The 20,095-nt window shown below is 67.2% G+C and carries 20 protein-coding genes; 17 read left to right on the top strand and 3 right to left on the bottom strand.

Annotated elements, in window-relative coordinates:
- Together BJ987_RS34080 and BJ987_RS34075 are read left to right on the top strand one after the other, a co-directional pair.
- Positions 1–573, top strand: a complete 573-nt coding sequence (locus tag BJ987_RS34080; RefSeq protein WP_209897149.1) for a DinB family protein — start codon at positions 1–3, stop codon at positions 571–573.
- Between the two features lie 118 nt (positions 574–691).
- Positions 692–1,822, top strand: coding sequence for an NDMA-dependent alcohol dehydrogenase (locus tag BJ987_RS34075; RefSeq protein WP_209897148.1), 1,131 nt, complete (start codon positions 692–694; stop codon positions 1,820–1,822).
- 55 nt (positions 1,823–1,877) lie between these two features.
- Here the strand turns inward: BJ987_RS34075 and BJ987_RS34070 are convergent, their stop codons facing one another.
- Positions 1,878–3,071 carry a serine hydrolase domain-containing protein gene (locus BJ987_RS34070; RefSeq protein WP_209897147.1) on the bottom strand — a complete coding sequence of 398 codons (1,194 nt, stop codon included), beginning with the start codon at positions 3,069–3,071 and terminating at the stop codon, positions 1,878–1,880.
- A gap of 96 nt (positions 3,072–3,167) precedes the next feature.
- Here BJ987_RS34070 and BJ987_RS34065 point away from each other — a divergent pair, with 96 nt between their 5' ends.
- Together BJ987_RS34065 and BJ987_RS34060 are read left to right on the top strand one after the other, a co-directional pair.
- Entirely contained in the window at positions 3,168–3,992 is an 825-nt protein-coding gene (locus BJ987_RS34065; RefSeq protein ID WP_209897146.1) for a serine hydrolase domain-containing protein, read from the top strand.
- Positions 3,993–4,145: 153 nt separating this feature from the next.
- Entirely contained in the window at positions 4,146–4,682 is a 537-nt protein-coding gene (locus BJ987_RS34060; protein WP_209897145.1) for a DUF3145 domain-containing protein, read from the top strand.
- Here the strand turns inward: BJ987_RS34060 and BJ987_RS34055 are convergent.
- Complete coding sequence (locus BJ987_RS34055; protein WP_209897144.1) at positions 4,654–5,304, bottom strand: TetR family transcriptional regulator; 651 nt, start codon at positions 5,302–5,304, stop codon at positions 4,654–4,656. The two genes, BJ987_RS34060 and BJ987_RS34055, sit on opposite strands and share 29 nt — an antisense overlap.
- A gap of 127 nt (positions 5,305–5,431) precedes the next feature.
- Here BJ987_RS34055 and BJ987_RS34050 point away from each other — a divergent pair, with 127 nt between their 5' ends.
- The 13 genes from BJ987_RS34050 (at position 5,432) to BJ987_RS33990 (ending at position 19,196) form a co-directional block, all read left to right on the top strand.
- The gene (locus tag BJ987_RS34050) at positions 5,432–6,583 is read left to right on the top strand and encodes an acyl-CoA dehydrogenase family protein (RefSeq protein ID WP_209897143.1); all 1,152 of its coding nucleotides are present in this window, start codon (positions 5,432–5,434) and stop codon (positions 6,581–6,583) included.
- A 13-nt stretch (positions 6,584–6,596) separates the two neighbouring features.
- Entirely contained in the window at positions 6,597–7,346 is a 750-nt protein-coding gene (fabG, locus tag BJ987_RS34045; protein WP_209897142.1) for a 3-oxoacyl-ACP reductase FabG, read from the top strand.
- A gap of 15 nt (positions 7,347–7,361) precedes the next feature.
- Positions 7,362–8,519, top strand: a complete 1,158-nt coding sequence (locus tag BJ987_RS34040) for an acyl-CoA dehydrogenase family protein (protein WP_209897141.1) — start codon at positions 7,362–7,364, stop codon at positions 8,517–8,519.
- A gap of 125 nt (positions 8,520–8,644) precedes the next feature.
- Positions 8,645–10,129: a long-chain-fatty-acid--CoA ligase gene (locus tag BJ987_RS34035; RefSeq protein ID WP_209897140.1), complete on the top strand. Its 1,485-nt coding sequence runs from the start codon at positions 8,645–8,647 to the stop codon at positions 10,127–10,129.
- Between the two features lie 359 nt (positions 10,130–10,488).
- Complete coding sequence (locus tag BJ987_RS34030; protein WP_209897139.1) at positions 10,489–11,247, top strand: ABC transporter ATP-binding protein; 759 nt, start codon at positions 10,489–10,491, stop codon at positions 11,245–11,247.
- Positions 11,244–11,966, top strand: a complete 723-nt coding sequence (locus BJ987_RS34025) for an ABC transporter ATP-binding protein (protein ID WP_209897138.1) — start codon at positions 11,244–11,246, stop codon at positions 11,964–11,966. Before BJ987_RS34030 ends, BJ987_RS34025 begins: the two co-directional genes overlap by 4 nt.
- A gap of 2 nt (positions 11,967–11,968) precedes the next feature.
- Complete coding sequence (locus BJ987_RS34020) at positions 11,969–12,850, top strand: branched-chain amino acid ABC transporter permease (RefSeq protein WP_209897137.1); 882 nt, start codon at positions 11,969–11,971, stop codon at positions 12,848–12,850.
- Positions 12,847–13,899 carry a branched-chain amino acid ABC transporter permease gene (locus BJ987_RS34015; RefSeq protein ID WP_209897136.1) on the top strand — a complete coding sequence of 351 codons (1,053 nt, stop codon included), beginning with the start codon at positions 12,847–12,849 and terminating at the stop codon, positions 13,897–13,899. The genes BJ987_RS34020 and BJ987_RS34015 overlap by 4 nt, the downstream gene beginning before the upstream one ends.
- A gap of 106 nt (positions 13,900–14,005) precedes the next feature.
- Complete coding sequence (locus BJ987_RS34010) at positions 14,006–15,133, top strand: ABC transporter ATP-binding protein (protein ID WP_209897135.1); 1,128 nt, start codon at positions 14,006–14,008, stop codon at positions 15,131–15,133.
- A gap of 31 nt (positions 15,134–15,164) precedes the next feature.
- The gene (locus tag BJ987_RS34005; RefSeq protein ID WP_209897134.1) at positions 15,165–16,532 is read left to right on the top strand and encodes an ABC transporter substrate-binding protein; all 1,368 of its coding nucleotides are present in this window, start codon (positions 15,165–15,167) and stop codon (positions 16,530–16,532) included.
- The gene (locus BJ987_RS34000; protein WP_245366261.1) at positions 16,529–17,395 is read left to right on the top strand and encodes a metallophosphoesterase; all 867 of its coding nucleotides are present in this window, start codon (positions 16,529–16,531) and stop codon (positions 17,393–17,395) included. The genes BJ987_RS34005 and BJ987_RS34000 overlap by 4 nt, the downstream gene beginning before the upstream one ends.
- Positions 17,396–17,446: 51 nt before the next feature.
- Positions 17,447–18,394, top strand: coding sequence for a carbohydrate ABC transporter permease (locus tag BJ987_RS33995; protein ID WP_209897133.1), 948 nt, complete (start codon positions 17,447–17,449; stop codon positions 18,392–18,394).
- Positions 18,384–19,196, top strand: a complete 813-nt coding sequence (locus BJ987_RS33990; protein WP_209897132.1) for a carbohydrate ABC transporter permease — start codon at positions 18,384–18,386, stop codon at positions 19,194–19,196. The genes BJ987_RS33995 and BJ987_RS33990 overlap by 11 nt, the downstream gene beginning before the upstream one ends.
- Here BJ987_RS33990 and BJ987_RS33985 read toward each other — a convergent pair.
- On the bottom strand, positions 19,131–20,081 hold the full coding sequence (locus tag BJ987_RS33985) for a LysR family transcriptional regulator (RefSeq protein WP_209897131.1): 951 nt from the start codon (positions 20,079–20,081) through the stop codon (positions 19,131–19,133). The two genes, BJ987_RS33990 and BJ987_RS33985, sit on opposite strands and share 66 nt — an antisense overlap.
- Between the last annotated feature and the right edge of the window lie 14 nt (positions 20,082–20,095).

The following is a 20,095-nucleotide window of genomic DNA, read 5'->3' as shown; positions in this document are numbered from 1 at the left end:
ATGGCTATCGTCCCCGATGAGAAGAACTGGACCTGGGTGCTGGAAAAGGCCTGTCCGGAATGCGGTTTCGACGCACCCGCGACGTCGTACGACACGGTGCCCGGCCTGGCGCGCGACTACGCGGCCCGGCTGGCCGACGCGCTGAGCAGGGACGACGCCGCCGTGCGGCCGGACGAGAGCACCTGGTCGACACTGGAATACGCCGCCCACGTCCGCGATGTGTGCCGGATCTTCGCCTATCGCACCGATATCGCCGCCCGTCGCGCGGCCGCCGATCCGCGCGTCCCCGGCTTCGATGCCACCACCGGCGTGTCCGACGGATTGCCCCTGTTCTCCAACTGGGATCAGGACGTGACCGCGGTCGCCGACAACTACGGCGCCCAGGATCCGGCCGTGGTCGCCGGTGAACTCACCCGGGCGGCCGAAACCATCGCCCGCGCAATCGAATCCGTGCCTGTGGCCGATCGCGGATCCGAAGTCAGGCGCAGCGACGGCTCGGGTTTCACCGTAGAGTCACTGGCGATCTACTTCCTGCACGATGTCGCCCACCATGTGCACGACGTCCGGGCCTGAAAGTCTTCCGACCAGCCGCTGCTCAGGAAATTCCGTCCCGGGACTAGAACGAGTTCTACTTTTCTCGTAGTGTGTGTGCAGTCACATAAGCACACGTGCACGCGAGAGGTCGGCAGGAATGAAGACGAAGGGCGCGATCCTGTGGGGGATCGACCAGGAGTGGTCGGTCGAGGAGATCGAGGTCGGTGACCCGGTCTCCGGTGAGGTGCAGATCCGGATGGAAACCGCCGGCATGTGCCATTCGGATCATCACATCGTCACCGGCGCGACGCCGATGCCCGCCTACCCGGTCATGGGCGGTCACGAGGGCGCGGGCGTGATCACCAAGCTGGGCCCGAACTGCCCGTCGGACCTGCAGGTCGGCGACCACGTCATCCTGTCGTTCATCCCCGCCTGTGGCCGCTGTCCGTCCTGTGTCTCGGGCAATATGGCGCTGTGCGACCTGGGCGCGGGGCTGCTGATGGGCCAGGCGATCAGCGACGGCACCTACCGTATTCAGGCCCGCGGTGAGAACGTCATCCCGATGTGCCTGCTCGGCACCTTCGCGCCGTACATGACGGTGCACCACACCTCGGTGGTGAAGATCGATCCGAGCATCCCGTTCGAGGTGGCCTGCCTCGTCGGTTGTGGCGTACCCACGGGTTTCGGTTCCTCCACCCACGTGGCGAAGATCGAGCCGGGGGAGACGGCGGTGATCGCCGGCATCGGCGGTGTCGGTATGAGCGCGTTGCAGGGCGCGGTGCTGGCCGGCGCGTCCAAGGTCATCGCCATCGACCCGAATCCGTGGAAGCGGGAGCAGGCGCAGAAGTTCGGCGCCACGCACACCTATCCCAGCATGGCCGAGGCGATCATGCCGATCATGGAGATCACCGAGGGCCGGATGGCGGAGAAGGTCATCCTCACCATGGGCGAGATGCAGGGCCAGTACGTCGAAGAGGGCCTGATCCTCACCGGTAAGGCCGGCACCATGGTGATCACCTCCATGGGCCGGATGGAAGACGGCGACGTCAAGATGAACAGCTTCCTGCTGTCCATGCTGCAGAAGACCATCAAGGGCTGCATCTTCGGCGGCGGCAACGCCCGCCAGGACGCCCCGCGCCTGCTGTCGCTGTACAAGTCCGGTCAGCTCAACCTGGACGACATGGTGACCCGCCAGTACTCGCTGGAGGAGATCAACCAGGGTTACCAGGACATGCTGGACGGCAAGAACATTCGCGGCATCATCCGCTACACCGAGAACGACTGGTGAGCTGAGCCCGGCAATCGAAGGTCCCTGCGCGAGCGCAGGGACTTTCGGGTTTTCCTCAGACGGTGCAGCGCAGCATCGCCTCGCGCAGATTGCGGCTGCGCACGTCGTCCAGGACGGCCATGCCGAGCCGGTTCATGGTGTAGCCGAAGCCGAGACCCGTCGCGGGGTCGGCGAATCCGAACGAGCCACCCAAACCCGTTGTGCCGTAAGCGCGTTTGTCGGAACCGAACCGGAATGAACCGCGCGACTTGCGGAAGCCGAGGTGGTATCGGCTCTTGGTGTAGAGCACCAGATCCTCGGCGGGCACATCGTCGGCGGTGTTCGCCGCGGCCAGTCGCGACAGCACCGCGTCGGCCACCGGCAGCGCGCCGGTGCGACCGGCGGCGGCCCCGTACACCCTGGCCAGCGAGCGGGCGTTGCCGACGCCGTTGGACGCGGGTAGCTCCACCCCGAGGAACTCGCGCCGCGTAGCCCGCGCGGGTGCCCCGCAGCGCGGATTGGTCAGCGAGGCATAGGCAGGCCCGCGTTTGGAGTAGACGTCCAAGCCGATGCGCACCGGCAGGTCGCGCTCGTAGCGCAAGATGTCCAGCCCCTTGGTGGCCGACAGCACGGCGATGCGCTCGATCGGTTCGTGCTCGGGCAGGCCGATGAAGAAATCCAGGCCGAGCGGTCTCGCGAAGTCCTCGGCGAAAACCCGTCCGAGGCTGCGGTGCTCCGGATCGACGCGGCGAATCAGTTCGCCCTGATACAGGCCCAGGGTGATGGCGTGATAGCCGTGCCGGGTGCCCGGCCGCCAGGCCGGTTTCTGCGCGGCCAGGATCTGGGCCAGACTGTCGAAATCCGCGAGCTGGTTCAACGTCACGACGGTGTCCAAGCCGGAGAGCCCGGCCTGGTGGTCGATCAGCTGGCGCACCGTGATGTCACCCTTGCCGTGGGCGGCGAACTCGGGCCAGTACGCCGCGACCCGCTCCTCGTAGTCGAGCAGTCCCTTCGATACCGCGGCCGCCAGCACGAACGCGGCGATGCCCTTGGTCGAGGAGAAGACCGGGACGATGGTGTCCCGCTCCCAGGGTCGTACCCGGTTACGGTCGCGGTATCCCGCCCACAGGTCCACCACCGGCCGGTCGCCCGCGTAAACGGCCACAGCCGCACCGATTTCGCCGTGCTGGGCGAAGTTCCGGCGGAAAGCGTCGGCGACGGGGCCGAATCCGGCCTCCACTTCGCCGTGGATCGTGGGTCGCGCACTCATAGTGAGGTCGATGGTACCGGCGGTACCGCGTGCCGATGCCGCGGATTTCCGCCTAGGTGTGCTCCGCCCGGTCGGTGGTCTCGTAGGCTCGATCGGGTGCGAGCACTCGAACAGATCAAGGACTGGCCGGTTCGGCATGCGGGCGCGGGCGTCGTCACCCGTGCGGGCGCGACTTCCGCGGGTGATACCGACCGGGTGTTCCCGCTGGCGTCGGTGACCAAGCCGCTGGTCGCCTACGCGGTGCTGGTCGCCGTCGAAGAGGGCGCGATCGAACTGGACCAACCGGTCGACAGCCCCTCCGCTCCCGTCGGCAGCACCGTGCGTCACCTGCTCGCGCATACCTCCGGCATCGCCTTCGACACCACCGATGTATTGGCGAAGCCGGGAGCCAAAAGGATCTACTCCAGCGCCGGTTTCGAGGTGCTCGCGCAGTTCGTCACCGACCAGACCGGGATCGCTTTCGAGGAATATCTGCGTGCTGCCGTCTTCGAGCCGCTGGGTATGAAGGACTCGGCGCTCACCGGTTCCGCGGGGCACGGCGCACGATCAACAGTCGGCGATCTGCTGCTTTTCGCCGCGGAGTTGCTGAATCCGGAATTGATCTCCGCGGCGACACATACCGAAGCATGCACCGTGCAATTTGCCGGAAGCAATGGTGTCCTCCCGGGTTACGGCTCGCAGCGGCCCAACGACTGGGGTCTCGGTTTCGAGATTCGGGACAATAAATCCCCGCATTGGACCGGCAGCGCGAATTCACCTCGTACATATGGACATTTCGGCCAATCGGGCACATTCTTGTGGGTCGACCCGGAAATCGACGTGGCTTGCGTAGCGCTCGCCGACGAGAATTTCGGTGACTGGGCCCGTGCCGCATGGCCGGTTTTCAGCGACGGAGTGATTGAAGAACTGTCGCGCGGGTAATCCACGCAGCACTGTCCAGTGCTACCGATAGGGTCCGGCAACACGGCCGCGAAGTAACACCCGTAACATCGGACACTCCAGTACACTCAGGCCACGCCAGCCGAAACGGGTCGTTGGGGAAGACGGTCCTCGTCGACGCTGGAGGTTTTAGTGGTGCGTGCATCAAGTCAGTTCGCGGACGCGACGGCGGGTGTGGTCTGGATCCACTCGTCGCCCGCCGCGTTATGTCCGCACATCGAGTGGGCACTCACCTCGGCGCTGGGGACTCCGGCGAAACTCCGCTGGACTGCCCAGCCCGCCGACGGTTCGCTGCGTGCGACCAGCGATTGGGTCGGCCCGGTCGGCACGGCCGCGCGCATCGCCCAGTCCTTGCGCTCGTGGCCCGTCCTGCGTTTCGAGGTGACCGAGGAACCGAGCGAGGGCGTCGACGGCGAACGCTACAGCTTCGTACCCAACCTGGGTCTCTGGCACGGCTCCACCAGCGCCAACGGTGACGTGGCCCTGGGTGAGATGCGACTGAGAGCCATGCTGCAAGCCGCCCATGAACTGGGCAAGTACAACAGTTACGACCTCGCCGCCGAAATCGATCGCGCCCTGGGCACGCCCTGGGACGACGACCTCGAGGTCTACCGGATCGGGGTGGACGGGGTCGGCGCCGAAATCACCTGGCTGCGCCGCGACGTCGGCTGAGCTTCTCGAACTTCGGCTCGAGCCCGTCCAGGAACGCGCCGAGCGCCAATTCGAAGCTGTCCGAATCGATTTCCTCGGCTTTGTCGCGCAGTAGGTGCGCCTGTTCGAGGTGGGGGTAGCGGTCTCGGTAGATCTGGATGTCGTCGACGAAGCCACGGGAGAACGAGCCGACCGTCGAGCCGAGGACCAGATAGCGGGTGGCCGCCCCGATCATCGTGGCTTGGCGCGGCGGCCAGCCGGCCGCGACCAGCCCGCCGTGCACGGCATTGGCGGCGCGCAGCGCTTCATCGCGTCGGCCCGGACCCGAGACCGCCAGATAGGGCACGAAGTTGGGGTGGGCGGCGAGGGCGGCGCGGAACGAGCGGGCCCAGGACACCAGTGCGTCGCGCCAGCTTTCGCGCTCGAAGGCCGAGGCGTCGACGCGGCTCATGATCAGGTGCGCGATGTCGTCGAGCAGGTCGTCCTTGGTGGGGTAGTGGCCGTAGAGGGAGGCGGCTTGCACGCCCAGTTCGGCGGCCAGTTTGCGCATGGACAGCTCGCCGAGGCCGTCGCGGTCGATCAGGGTGAGCGCGGATTCGCGGATGCGTTCGCGACTCAACAGCGGTACGCGGGGTCGCGCCACGGCTCTTCACCTCCTCGGCAATCCGTCGAACCTAGCATCGGCCGGCGTGACCCTTGTCTACCTAACAACGTTAGGATAACCTGCCGCCAGTAAACCTAACGCCGTTTGGTTCAGGACTGGGCACCGCATGAATCTGGAATTGAGCGAGACCCATCGCGATCTGCGCGATCTGGCTCGCACCTGGGTGGACCGGGAAGTCGTCCCCTACGCCACCGCATGGGATCGGGCCGAGGCGGTCGATCCGGCCATAGTCGGCAAGCTCGGCGCGATGGGCTTCCTCGGAATCGGGGTGCCGGAGGAGTACGGCGGCTCCGGCGGGGACGCCCTCGACTACTGCCTGCTGCTGGAGGAACTCGGCCGCGGCGACAGCGCGGTGCGCGGAATCGTCTCGGTGTCACTGGGATTGGTGGCCAAGAGCATCGCGGGCTACGGGACCGAGGAGCAGAAGCGGCGGTTCCTGCCCGACCTGTGCGCCGGACGGACGCTGGGCTGCTTCGGGCTGACCGAGCCGGGGACCGGCTCCGACGCGGCGAGTCTGGTCACCAAAGCGGAGCGCGCGGGCGAGGACTGGGTGCTGTCGGGCTCGAAGATGTTCATCACCAACGGAACTCGCGCCGATATCGCCTTGATCTTCGCCCGCACCGGCGGTCCCGGCCCGAAAGGCATTACCGCGTTTCTGGTACCGACCGGCTCCGCGGGCTTTTCGCGCACGGAGATCAAGGGCAAGCTGGGTCTGCGCGGCCAGGCCACGGCCGAGCTGAGCTTCGATCAGGTCCGGGTGCCCGACGCACTGCGGCTCGGCGCCGAAGGAGCGGGTTTCCGAATCGCCATGTCCGCCTTGGACAAAGGCCGCATGGGGGTGGCGGCGGGCTGTGTCGGCGTCGCGCGGGCCTGCCTGGAGGCGTCCGTGCGCTACGCGGGGGAACGCGAGCAGTTCGGCAAGCCCATCGCCGCCTACCAGCTGGTGCAGCAAATGCTCGCCGACATCGCGGTGGAAACGGATGCGGCGCGACTGCTCACCTGGCGGGTGGCCGATCTCATCGACCGGGGGCAGCCGTTCGGCACCGAGGCGTCCATGGCCAAGCTCTACGCCAGCGAAACCGCGGTGCGCGCGGCCAACAACGCGATTCAAGTTTTCGGCGGCTACGGCTACATCGACGAATACCCGGTGTCGAAGTACCTGCGCGATGCCCGCGTGCTCACCCTCTACGAGGGCACCAGCCAGATTCAGAAACTGCTCATCGGCCGCGCCCTGACCGGCGTGAACGCCATTGTCTGACAAGGAGTCCCAGATGCAGAAGGTCGCAGTGGTGACGGGCGCCGCCCGCGGGATCGGGGCCGCCACCGCGGCGCGGCTCGCCGCCGACGGCGCCGCCGTCGCGGTGCTCGATCTGGACGAAGCCGCGTGCGCGGCCACGGTCGAGCAGATCGCCTCCGCCGGGGGCACCGCGATCGGAATCGGGTGCGACATCACCGCGGACGACCAGGTTCAGGCCGCGTTCGCGCGGACCGCCGCCGAGCTCGGGATGCCGAACATCCTGGTGAACAACGCGGGCGTGCTGCGCGACAACATGCTGTTCAAGATGTCGGTCGAGGACTGGGACACCGTCATGGGCGTCCATCTGCGCGGCGCGTTCCTGTGCTGCAAGACCGCGCAGAAGTACATGGTCGAGCAGCGGTACGGCCGCATCGTGAACACCTCCAGTGTGTCCGCGCTCGGCAACCGGGGGCAGGCGAACTACGCCGCCGCCAAGGCGGGCATTCAGGGCTTCACCCGCACCTTGGCGATGGAGCTCGGTCCGTTCGGCATCACCGTCAACGCGGTCGCCCCCGGGTTCATCGCCACCGAGATGACCGCGCAGACGGCAGCCCGGATCGGTGTCACGGCCGCGGAATTGCAGGCGAAGACGGCCGACATCACACCGCTGCGCCGGGTGGGTCAGCCGCGGGACATCGCCGGGGTCATCTCGTTTCTCACCTCCGATGACAGCGCGTTCGTCACCGGCCAAACCCTGTACGTCGATGGCGGCCGCCGCCTTTAGCTCGAGGAAATGCCCATGCGCAGAACAGTGTTCGACGCCGACCACGAAGCCTTCCGGGCGACCGTCCGGGCCTTCATCGAGGCGGAGGTCGTCCCGGTCTACGACAAGTGGTACGAGGCGGGCATCGTGCCCCGCGACTTCTATTACAAGCTCGGCGAACTCGGTCTCTTCGGCATCGAGGTCGCACCGGAATACGGCGGCGCGGGTGTCGAGTCGTTCAAATTCCAGGCCGTCATCACCGAGGAAGTCGCCCGCGCCGCGGTCTCCTTCGGCGGGTCGAGTGTGCATGTGGCGCTGTGTCTTCCGTATTTGCGGGCCTACGCCACCGCGGCGCAGAAACAGCGCTGGCTGCCGGGCTTCGTGACCGGTGCGACCATGTTCGCGATCGCCATGACCGAGCCGGGGACCGGCTCGGATCTGGCCGGAATGCGCACCACCGCGGCGATTTCCGCGGATGGATCGCACTATCTGCTCAATGGCGCGAAGACCTTCATCACCGGTGGCGTGCACGCGGATCGCGTCATCGTCTGCGCGCGCACCGCACCGCCCAAAGACGACGATCGCCGCTACGGCATCTCCCTGTTCGTGGTGGACACGAAGTCGCCGGGCTATCGGGTCGGCCGCAAGCTGGACAAGCTCGGGCTCAAGGTATCCGATACCGCGGAACTGTCGTTCACGGATGTTCGTGTGCCGGTCGAAGATCGGCTCGGCGACGCGCACGAAGGCTTCGCCTACCTCGGCCAGAACCTGCCGCGGGAACGGCTCAGCATCGCGGTCGGCGGCTATGCCCAGGCCAAGGCGGCGATTCGGTTCGCTCAGCAATACACCGGCGCGCGCGAGGTTTTCGGTCAGCCGGTGTCCGGATTCCAGAACACGAAATTCGAACTCGCGGCCTGCCAGGCCGAGGTCGACGCCGCCGAAGCGGTGGTCGACCGAGCGCTGGAAGCCCACGACCTCGGCGAGCTGACGGCCGCGGACGCCGCCTCCGCCAAGCTGTTCTGCACCGAAACCGCCTCGCGCGTCATCGACCGCTGCCTGCAACTGCACGGCGGCTACGGGTACATCACCGAGTACCCGATCGCCCGGCTGTACGCCGACAGCCGGGTCAACCGGATCTATGGCGGCACCAGCGAAGTCATGAAGACGATCATCGCCAAGAACATGGGCCTGTAAATGGGTGGCTGCGTCTGCCCAGTCATCCGCCCGGTCCGCAATACCGCGTACGAACGCGGTCCTCGTCGTGCCGTCGCCACCCCGTGCGCCGGCCGGGTCGTCCTGCTCGAACGATAGGAATCACCATGAACGCGACACTGTCGCTGGCGAGCGTTCTCGCCGAACAAGCCTGGCGCCGACCGGATCACATCGCCCTGGTGGAAGGCGAGCAGCGGATCACCTTCGCCACCCTGTGGGAGCAGGCGCGGTCGCAGGCGGCCGCGCTGATCGAACTCGGGGTGCGGCCGGGCGACCGGGTGGCACTGCTGTGCCCGAACACCGCCGAATTCCCGCGCGCCTACTACGCCATCCTGGCCGCCGGAGCGGTAGTGGTGCCGGTGCATCTGCTGCTCACCGCCACCGAAGCGGAATACGTGCTGCGCGATACCCAGTCGCGGCTGCTGCTGTGCCACGCCCAGTTCGCGGAGGTGGGCAAGTCCGCGGCCGCGGGTGTCGGCATCGACTGTGTTGATCCGAATTCGCTTGCCGGTGAACCGATTCCGACGTTCGTCTCGCGTGGACCGCTCGATCCGGCGGTGGTGTTCTACACCAGTGGCACCACCGGCAGTCCGAAAGGCGCCGAGCTCAGCCATTTCAACCTGGTGATGAGCGCGACGGTGAACGCCTTCGACGCCAACGACGTCAGCTCGGCCGACGTCGCGCTGGGCGCGCTGCCGCTGTTCCACGTCTTCGGGCAGACGGTCTCGATGAACTCGACCTGGCGGGCCGGCGCACGGCTGGTGCTGCAACCGAGATTCGATGCCGCCGAAGCGATCCGGCTGATGGTGGCCGAAGGCGTGAACACCTTTCACGGTGTACCCACCATGTACCTCGGTCTGATCGAAGCCGCCCGGGCGGCCGTCGAGTTGCCCAGGTTGAAACTGTGTATCTCGGGAGCCGCCTCGCTTCCGCAACCGGTGCTGGAAGCCTTCGAGGACCTGTTCGGCGCGCAGATCCTGGAGGGCTACGGGCTGTCGGAGACCTCACCTACCGTGACGGTGAACCAGCCGCAACTGGGCCCCAAGCCAGGCACCGTCGGACACCCGGTGTGGGGTATCGAAGTCGGTATCGCCGACCCGTCCCACCAGGATCGGATCATGTTGCTACTCGACGGCGAGTCCGGTGAAGTGGTCATCCGTGGCCACAACCTGTTCAGCGGCTACCTGGGGCGGCCCGACGCCACCGCCGAAGTGATGGTCGACGGCTGGTTCCGCACCGGTGACCTCGGGGTCAAGGATCCCGACGGCTATCTGACGATCGTCGACCGCATCAAGGACGTGATCATCCGGGGCGGCTTCAACGTCTACCCGAGCGAGGTCGAATCGGTTTTGATCGGCCATCCCGGTATCGGCCGGGTCGCCGTGATCGGCCTGCCCGACGACACCTACGGCGAGGAGATCTGCGCGGTCATCGTCCCGGAGACCCCGCTCACCGCCGACGAGGTGATCGCCTACGGCCGGGAACGTCTCGGCAAGCACAAGTACCCGCGCCGCGTCGAGTTCGTCACCGAACTGCCGCTGGGCCCGAGCCACAAAGTCCTCAAACGGGAATTGCGGAAACAGCTCTCTTGATCGAAGCGCCGCGCTGGCGCTAGATCGCTGTCCGTTAGCTATCTGAAGCGGAGCGCAGGGTGCTCCGCCGGTTCATCGTGCACGCGAGGCGCTTCCGAGCGCCTCGCGTAGTGGCGTTTGTGTGGCGGCGATGGTCCGAACGCGAGCCCCGCCGCAGCCCTCGGGCGATCGGATGCCGAACGTTAGCCGAAAAGGACTGTCCACAGGAGACAAACTATCGGCACGAAGTTGGTCCTCCGCGCCCGATGTGCGCTTTCACCAGCGGTTTTACGCTTTGCAAGACCTAATCGGCCGCGCCGACGCCGCCGGCTTCACTGCTCGCCCGCTGTCCACGTTCCGAGACGCGGGCTGGAGGACATATGCTCGAAATTTCCCAGCTGACGCTCCGTTTCGGCGGCATCACCGCCCTGATGGACGTCGGATTCCATGTCGCACCGGGGGAACTGGTGGGGCTGATCGGCCCGAACGGGGCGGGCAAGACCAGCTTGTTCAACTGCCTCACCCGGCGCTACACCCCCGGCAGCGGCGCGATCAGCTACGAGGGCACCGATCTGCTGACGGCGCAACCGCACACGCTGGCCGGTCTGGGCATCGCGCGCACCTTCCAGAATCTCGGCTTGTTCAGCCGGATGTCCGTGCGGGACAACGTCCTGGTCGGCGCGCACCATCGCGCCCGGGCCGGATTCGGCACCTCCGGCCTGCACCTGCCCCGGGTGCGCCGGGAGGAGAAGAAGCTGCGCGCCGAAGCCGGCGAGCTGCTGGAGCGCCTCGACTTGGCGCGGGTCGCCGACCATCCCGCCGCCGGTCTCCCGTTCGGCACGTTGAAGCGGATCGAGCTGGCGCGCGCACTCGCGATCCACCCGAAGCTGCTGCTGCTGGACGAGCCGGTCAACGGGCTCAGTCACGGCGAGGTCGACGAATTCGCCGACCTGGTACGCACGCTGCGCGCCGATCTCGACCTCACCGTGGTCGTCGTCGAACACCACATGGGCTTCGTGATGGGTCTCTGTGACCGGGTGGTCTGCCTGGACTTCGGCCGCGTCATCGCCGAGGGCAATCCCGAACAGGTGCAACAACATCCGGATGTCATCGCCGCCTACCTGGGGACCGCCGCATGACCGAACCATTTCTCACCATCACCGACCTGCACGCCGGTTACGGGGAAGCGCGCGTGCTCCAGGGTCTGAGCTTCTCGGTGGACCGCGGTGAGATCTGCGCCATCCTCGGACCCAACGGCGCCGGAAAGACCACGCTGTTGCGCGCCGTCTCCGGCATGGTGCGCACCACCGGCACGGTCCGCCTGGACGGCGCCGACATCGCGGGCCGCAAACCCGAAACCATCGCCCGTCGCGGCGTGGCCCACGTCCCCGAGGGCCGGGGCACGTTCGCGCCGCTGACCGTCGAGGAGAACCTGCGCCTGGGTGCGTATCCGCGCCGTGATCGCCTCGGCGTGGAAGCCGACCTGGCGCGCATCTTCACCTTCTTCCCGGTGCTGAAGGACAAGCGCCGCGACGCCGCCGGCGGCCTGTCCGGTGGACAGCAGCAGATGCTGGCGATCGGCCGCGCGCTGATGCTGAGCCCGCAACTGCTGCTGCTCGACGAACCGTCGCTGGGCCTTTCGCCACTGGTCACCCAGGAGCTGTTCCACATCATCGCCACCATCAACGAACAGGAGCGGATCACCGTGCTCGTCGTCGAACAGAACGCGCATCTCGCGCTGGGCATATCCAGTCACGCCCACGTGCTGGAGACCGGGCGGATCGTGTTGTCCGGCACGGCCGCCGAGGTGCGCAAGGACGAGAAGGTCGTCCAGTCCTATCTCGGATACCGGGTGTAGCCGTGATCGGATTCCTACAGCAACTCATCGAAGGGCTCAGTGCCGGAGCGATTTACGCGGGTCTCGCGCTGGCGCTGGTACTGATCTACCGGTTCACCGGGATCGTGAATTTCGCGCAGGGTGAGCTCGCCATGTTCTCCGCGTTCCTGGCCTGGCAGTGCATCGAGAGCGGGATGCCGTTCTGGCTGGCGCTGCCGTTGACACTCGCGGTGTCCTTCGCGGGCGGCATGCTGATCGAGCGCGTGGTCATCCGGCCGGTGGAAGGCGGCGCGGAACTGACCCTGGTCATCGTCACCGTCGGCCTGTTCTTCTTCATCAACGCCGCGGCCGGGTGGATCTGGTCGTTTCAGGTCAAGTCCTTCCCGAACCCGTTCCCGGACGGCGCTTTACGCGCCGGCGGGGTGAGCGCCGGTTACGGCAGCCTCGGCGTGATCGCCGTGGTCGCGGTGGTCATGGGACTGCTCTACCTGATGTTCCGGTACACCCGGATCGGGCTGGCGATGCGCGCGGTCGCGTGCAACCCGGCCTCGGCGCGGCTGGTCGGCATCCGGGTGGGCGTGGTGCTCTCGCTCGGCTGGGGCCTGGCCGCGCTGGTCGGCGCGGTCTCGGGCGTGCTCTCCGCGCCGCTGTTGTTCCTGGAGCCGAACATGATGGGCGGTGTCCTGATCTACGCCTTCGCCGCGGCGACCCTCGGCGGATTCGACAGTCCCGGTGGGGCGGTGGCCGGTGGCGTGATCGTCGGCGTCGCCGAAACCCTCACCGGCGCGTATGTCGATTTCATCGGCACGGAACTCAAAATCGGTGTGCCACTGGCGATCATCCTCGGCGTGCTGCTGTTGCGGCCGCAGGGTCTCTTCGGGAAAGCGGCGGTGGAACGCGTATGAGCATCAAGGACACCCCCGCACCGGCCGTAGTGGACACACCGGAAGTGCCGGCGGCACAGTCACCATCGCTGCTGGGTCGAATTTCCACGCACCGGCGGGCAATCATCGTCGCGGTACTCTTCGCGATCGCTTGCTATGCCCCCTTCCAGCTGATGCCGTTCCACACCTTCCAGCTCAGCATGGCGCTGGTCTACACGATCGCCCTGCTCGGCTTGAATCTGCTGGTGGGTCAGGCCGGTCAGATCTCGCTCGGGCACGGGGCCTTCCTCGCCGTCGGGGCCTATACCACCGCGGTCCTGCTGGACCGCTGGGACGTACCGCATCTGGCGACCCTCCCGGTCGCCGCGGCGGTCTGCTTCCTGCTCGGTCTGGCACTCGGCGTGCCCGCGCTGCGACTACGCGGCCTGTATCTGGCGCTGGTCACCCTCGCCATCGCCATCTTCGTGGTGCCGCTGCTCAAACGCTTCGAATCGGTCACCGGCGGCTCGATGGGCCTCACGCTCGAGAAGCCGGCCCCGCCGCTGTGGACCGGGCTCGCCGAGGACCAGTGGCTGTACTTCCTCTGTCTGGCCACCGCGGTGCTCTGCGTGCTGGTGGTCGCCGGAATACAGCGCTCGCGAGTCGGGCGGGCGCTCAACGCGATTCGCGACAACGAGACCGCCGCCGAGATCATGGGCGTGCGCCCGGCCTACTACAAGACATTGGCCTTCGCCTGGAGCGCCATGCTCGCCGGTGTCGCCGGCTGTGTCTACACCTGGGTGATCGCCTACGTCTCCCCGGACTCCTTCGCGGTCGGACTGTCCATCACGCTGCTCGCGGGTCTGGTGGTGGGCGGCCTCGGGTCGCTGTGGGGTCCGCTGTTCGGCGGCCTGTTCGTCCTGTTCGTCCCCAGCCTCGCCCAAGACATCAACCAAGCCGCACCGGGCGCGGTCTTCGGACTGCTCATCATCGCGGTCATGTATCTCGCGCCCAGCGGCCTCGCCGGTCTCGGCGGGCGCGTAGCGACGTGGAGCCGACTGCTGCTCAGGAGAGGAAGAAGCGCTGTCTAGCCGGGCGCGCTGATCGCCCGATCGAAATCGCCTATCGCCCGCACCCCCGGGCGGTCACGGCTCCAGACTTCCGGTGTACGAGCTCAGCCCGACCGGAGGAGCCCTGGTGGCCCGGCTACACATCGACGCGATATCGAAAACCTATGGCGCGGACTACGCCGTTCGCGAGGTGAGTCTCGATATCGCCGACGGCGAATTCATGGTGCTGCTCGGCCCCAGCGGCTGCGGCAAATCCACCCTGCTGCGCATGATCGCGGGCCTGGAGGAGCCGTCCTCGGGCCGCATCCTGCTGGACGGCATCGACATCACGGGTTCCGCTCCGCAGCGGCGGGACCTGGCCATGGTGTTCCAGAGCTACGCGCTGTACCCGCACCTGACGGTGGCGAAGAACATCGGTTTCCCGCTGCGGGCGCGCCGCCGCCCGCGTGCCCACATCGCCGAACGGGTCGCCGAGGTGGCGAAGACGCTGGAACTCTCGGCGTTGCTCGACCGCCGTCCCGGTGCCCTGTCCGGCGGCCAACGGCAGCGAGTCGCGTTGGCGCGCGCCATGGTTCGTGATCCCGGCGCCTTCCTCATGGACGAACCGCTGTCCAACCTGGACGCCAAGCTGCGCAGTGCCACCCGCGCCGAACTCATCGCGCTGCACCGCCGCCTCGGCGCGACGTTCCTGTATGTGACCCACGATCAAGTGGAGGCCATGACCATGGCCAGCCGCATCGCGCTGCTCGACGCGGGTCGTCTCGAACAGGTCGGCACCCCCGAGGAGCTCTACGACCGGCCGCGCACGGCGTTCGTCGCGGGGTTTCTCGGCTCACCGCCCATGAACCTGTTTCCCGCCGTCGTCTCCCGGCGGGACGGCGGGTTGCGGGTGTTGTCCGACGGCATCGACGCCGCGCTGGGCATCACGGCGGATTCCGGCGACGACACCGCCGTCCTCGCCGGAATCCGCCCCGAACAGCTCCGCCTCGAGCACGCCGATGCCGCGGTGCGCGGGCGTGTGGCCATGGTCGAGAACCTCGGCAGCGAGGAACTGGTCCACATCGAGGCCGGAAAACTCACGCTGTGCGCTCGCATGTCTCGACCGGCGGGCGTGCGCGCCGGTGACGACGTCGGCTTCCGGGTCGACCCCGCGCACATCCATCTCTTTCATCCCGAGTCCGGCCTGCGCCTGTCCTGGCAAGAGCCGCAGGCGATTTCGCCGATGGCGGCTGTGGCGGCCGTGCCCGTCGCTTGAACCGTGCTGCACGACCCGATCAGGAGATTCCGTGAAACGCGTTACCCCCTTCCTTTGCCTGGTGTTCGCCGCCGTCGTCGCCGTGAGCGGCTGCGGGCTCGGCGGCACCACCGCCACAGACCCGGGATCTACCGCCCAGGTCCCGGAATTGGCGCCGGGACAGCAGGTTTCGATCGTGTTCGAGTCCTACAACTACGGCCTGGCCGGTGCGTGGACCGATACCTTCAATGCCTTGATCGCCGAGTTCGGCAAGAAGTACCCGCAGATCAAGGTCACCGCGCAGAAGCCACAGGGCAACAGCCCGAACCCGGCCACCGACACCATCTCCAGCATTCAGAACCAGATGATCGCGGGCAGTCCCCCCGATGTCGCCCAATTAGGCTTCAGCGACCTGGATTTCACGATCAACCAATTGCGGGCGAAGCCGTTGGACGTCCTGTTCGGTGCGGACGCGGTGCAGCGCAACTTCGACGGTCGCCTGCCCTATCATCCGCGTGCCCGCACGCTCGACGACTGGGCGGGCCACACCTACGGCGTCCCGTTCGTCTTCTCCACGCCGGTGCTGTATTACAACGCGAGCTTGTTCACCGCGGCCGGTCTGGATCCGAACCGGCCACCGGTCACCTGGCAGCAGGTCGCCGACGCGGCCCAGGCCATCACCAGCAAGACCGGCAAGGGCGGCGTCTATCTCGACTGCCTGACCAAGGCCGCGAAGGACTGGTGCTTCCAGTCATTGGTGCGCTCGAACGGCGGGCGGGTGCTGGCGGAGGACCGCCGCACGCTCACCTATGCCGAGGCGCCCGTCGTGGAGGTCACGCGCATGGCCCAGGATCTCGTCGACAGCGGCCGGATGCCCGAACTCGCGCAGAAGCAGGGCTACGAGTCGTTCGCCCGCGGCGAGATCGGCATGATTCTCGAAACCAGCGCTGTGCAAGGCACTTTCGTCGTCGGTGCCAAGGACAAGTGGGACCTGCGCTCGACTGTCATGCCGCGATTCGGTGACAAACCCGCCATCCCCACCAATTCCGGCGCCGGCCTGCACATCCTGTCCGCGGACCCGGCCCGGCAGCGCGCCGCCTGGGAATTGATCAAGTTCCTGACCAGCGAGGAGTCCTATATGAAGATCGCGCAGAACATCGGCTACCTGCCGCTGCGGACCGGATTGCTGAACGAGCCGGGTTCGCTCGGCGCGTGGGCGGCGGCGAATCCATTGCTCGCGCCCAATGTTTCCCAGCTGGACGCGATGGAGCCGTGGGTGGCCCTGCCGGGCAACAACTATCTGCAGATCCGGGACGGCATGATGGAGGCGGTCGAGGCCATCGTGTTCCAGGGCCGGGATCCGCAGTCCACACTGTCCGCCGCTCGCGCCGAGGGCGCGAAACTCCTTCCGGCCACATGATGTTCGCGCACCTGCGAGATCTGCGGATCGTGCAGCTCACCGACACCCATATCCGGCCCGCCGGTGAACTGCTCTACGACACGGTCGACACCTACGCCAATCTCACCCTCGTGCTGGATCGATTGCGGGCTTCCGGCCCGGTCGACGCCCTGGTCCTTTCCGGTGATCTCACCGACAACGGTGCGCCGGAGGGGTACCGCCGCCTGCGTGCGGCGGTCGAGCCGGTAGCGGCCGAACTCGGAGCGCGGGTGGTCTACGTCATGGGAAACCACGACGAACGCGTCAGCTTCGGCGTCGAACTCCTCGGCCACGCGCCGGGATCGGTGCTCGAGCCGCACGACCAGGCCGTCGAGGTCGCGGGCCTGCGGATCATCGCGCTGGACAGCACCACGCCCGGCCGGCACGGGGGCGCACTCGAGGACAGCCAGCTGACCTGGTTGGGCCGGAAGCTGCGCCGCCCCGCACCGCGTGGCACCCTGCTCGTCCTGCATCATCCGCCGTTGCCGTCCGGGATGGCGGCCGCCGAACTGTTGAATCTCGACCAGGCAGTCCGCCTCGCGGCGGTGGTGGCGAATACCGACGTGCGGCTGATCCTGTGCGGGCACAACCACATGACCGCGGCCGGGGCGCTGGCCGGGATTCCGGTGTGGGTCGGTCCGGCGCTGGCCTACCGTTTCGACGCCATGCCGCCGCCCGGCCGGATGCGCGCGCTGCGCGGATTCGGTTACAGCCGAATCGATGTGCTCGGCCTGGATTTCGTGGTGAGCGCGGTGGAGGCCACGCCCGCGCCGGAGGTCTATGAGCGAGACGAGAACGAGATGCTGGCCCATCTGCGCGCCATCGACCGAGCCGAGGCGCGGTGAGCCGGCGGTTCCGCGCGGGGAACGCGGCGCTCGTAGTGCGGAGGCCGTTCGATGTTCGTCGTCGCTGAGCGGCCGGAAGCGGTGCCGGGCAGCGCGCCGGCCGCGGCACCCGCGCGCCGGTCCTGGTCGCGCCGGATAGGTGCCTGCGTACCGTATCTGTATCTGTCGCCCGCTGTGTTTCTGCTCGTCGTGTGGACGTATCAACCACTGGCCCAGGCATTTCAACTGTCGACCTACTCGTGGAACCTGCTTCCGAGCGCACCTATGGTCCCGGTGGGAACCGCGAATTACGAACGGCTGCTCGAACTCCCGGCTTTCCGCGCGTCGCTGGGCCGGACCGCGGTGCTGATCGCAGGTCTGCTGCCGTTCACGGTACTGCTGCCAGTGCTCATCGCGCTGGCGAGCCGCCGCGTGCACGGCCGTGCCCGAACCGTCTATCACGCACTCATTTTCGCGCCTTTCCTGGTGGCTCCGGTCGCGGCGGCGGCCGTGTGGCGCTGGCTGCTGCACCCGGGCAGCGGGTTCGTCGACCGAGTTCTCGGCACGCACCGCAACTGGGTCTTCGACGCGGCCACCGCGCACGGCGTGATCATCGGGATCACCGGCTGGCAGCTGCTGGGTTTCGCGGTGCTGGTGGTGTGGGCCGGATTGGCCGGTATCAGCACGGATTACGAGGAGGCGGCGCGGGTCGACGGCGCCGACTCGGCGCAGATCCGCCGCTGGATCACGCTGCCCTTACTCCGGCCGACGCTGATGTTCCTGGTGCTGACCACCGTATTGCTCAGCCCCACGGTCACTTTCCCGCTGATCGACTCGATGACCCAGGGCGGCCCGGCGCAGGCCACCACCAATGTCTACTACCTGCTCTGGGATTACGCCTTCCACAGCTTCGACGCGGGGCTCAGTGCGGCGGCGGGGGTGCTGCTGTTCCTCGGTTTCGGAGTGATCGCCGGAATTCTGGTCTGGATCTCGGAAAAGGTCGCCTTCCATGATGATTGACCGGATCCGTGTCATCGGTGGACATCTGCTGCTCGCGGCCACCGCGCTGCTCTGCGCCTTTCCGATCTATTGGCTGTTCGCGACCGCGCTGCGCCGCCCCGAGGATGTCACCTCGCTCGCGCCGATCCCGTGGCCGCTGTCGGTCGCCAACTATGCCGACGCGGCGCACAAGGTGGACATCACCGGGCTGATCGCGAACACCTTCTTCGTAGCGGTGCTCTCGGCCGCCGGGCAACTTCTCATCGCGCTGCTGGCGTCCTACGCGTTCGCCATGTACACCTTCCCGCTGCGGCGAGTGCTGTATCTGGCTTTCGTCGGCACCTGGCTGGTCCCGTTCCAGGTGACCATGCTGCCCAACTACATCCTGCTCACTCGACTGGGCCTGATCAATTCCCTGATCGGCGTGGTACTTCCGACGCTCTGCTCCGCCCTGGCCGTGCTGCTGCTGCGCCAGCACATGTCGGCTTTTCCCAAGGAACTGATCGCCGCGGCCAAGATCGACGGGCGTTCCTCGTGGTCGATCCTGTGGACCGTGGTGGTGCCGAACCTGCGACCCGCGCTCGCGGCACTCGGCATTCTGCTGTTCATCAATGCCTGGAACGAATACTTCTGGCCCGCGGTGGTTTTGCGGCAATCCAACAGCGTCCTGCAATTGGGCCTGCGCAGTTTCATGGGGACCGAGGGCGACCAATGGGGGCCGTTGATGGCGCTGGCCGGCCTGGCCTGCCTGCCGGTGTTACTGCTCTATCTGGTGTTGCAACGCCACATCGTCAACGCCTTCGTCCGTTCGGGGCTGAAGTGATTCCATACAGTCCAGGAACAGCGCGGTCGCGGGATTGGACTCCTCGGCCCGCCACACCGCGTACAGGTCCAGCGTGGGCACCGGATTCGACAGCTTCACCGCGACCGGGCCGGCACCGGGCGCGCCCAGCCCCATCGACATCGCGCGCGTCACGGAGGCGAACCCGACCAGCGGGCGCACCGACACCATATGCGCGGTCGCGCCGGGATCGTCGGCATGGCGAGCAACCGTCAGCGAGATCCGATTCAACGCCGCGGCGCGGAAAATGGAGTCGTACATCGCCGGACACTGCTCGCGGGCGAACAGCACACACTCCTGCCCCTGCAACTCAGCGAACGGCACACTGGGCCGATCCGCCCAGCGATGCCGCCGCCCCACCACCGCTACCAGCGGCACACGATGCAGCAGCCGCCGGTACCGGAACTCGGAGGTGCTGGGATGCCCGTATACCAGCGCGATATCGAGCGAGCCCGCCGCCAGCGCCGCCAGCTGCGGTCCGGTGCGCTTCTCCCACAGCGAGACCGCGATGTCCGGGTGCCGATCGGTCATCCGCGCCAACGCGCCCGGCAGCACATGCCGGCTCGCCGGCAGGTTGTAACCGACGCTCAGCGTGCCGGCCCGGCCTTCGGCGGTGGCCTTCGCCGCCAGCGCCGCGCGCTCCAGCTGAGCGACGATCTGCCGGGCTTGCAGTTCGAATTCCCGCCCGGCCGGCGTCAGCCGCACCTCGTGCGAATTGCGTTCTACCAGCAGCACATCGAGCGTGGCTTCCAGCTTGCGCAGCTGCGCGCTCAGACTCGGCTGGCTCAGGTGCAATCGTTGCGCCGCCCGGCCGAAATGCAACTCTTCGGCGAGCGCCAGGAACGAAACGAGATGCCGGAATTCCATGCCGCCTCCTTCCG

It is taken from the genome of Nocardia goodfellowii (assembly GCF_017875645.1).
Lineage (GTDB): Bacteria > Actinomycetota > Actinomycetes > Mycobacteriales > Mycobacteriaceae > Nocardia > Nocardia goodfellowii.
The sequence above is the reverse complement of the archived record's forward strand: the minus strand, read 5'-3'. Positions and strand labels throughout refer to the sequence as shown.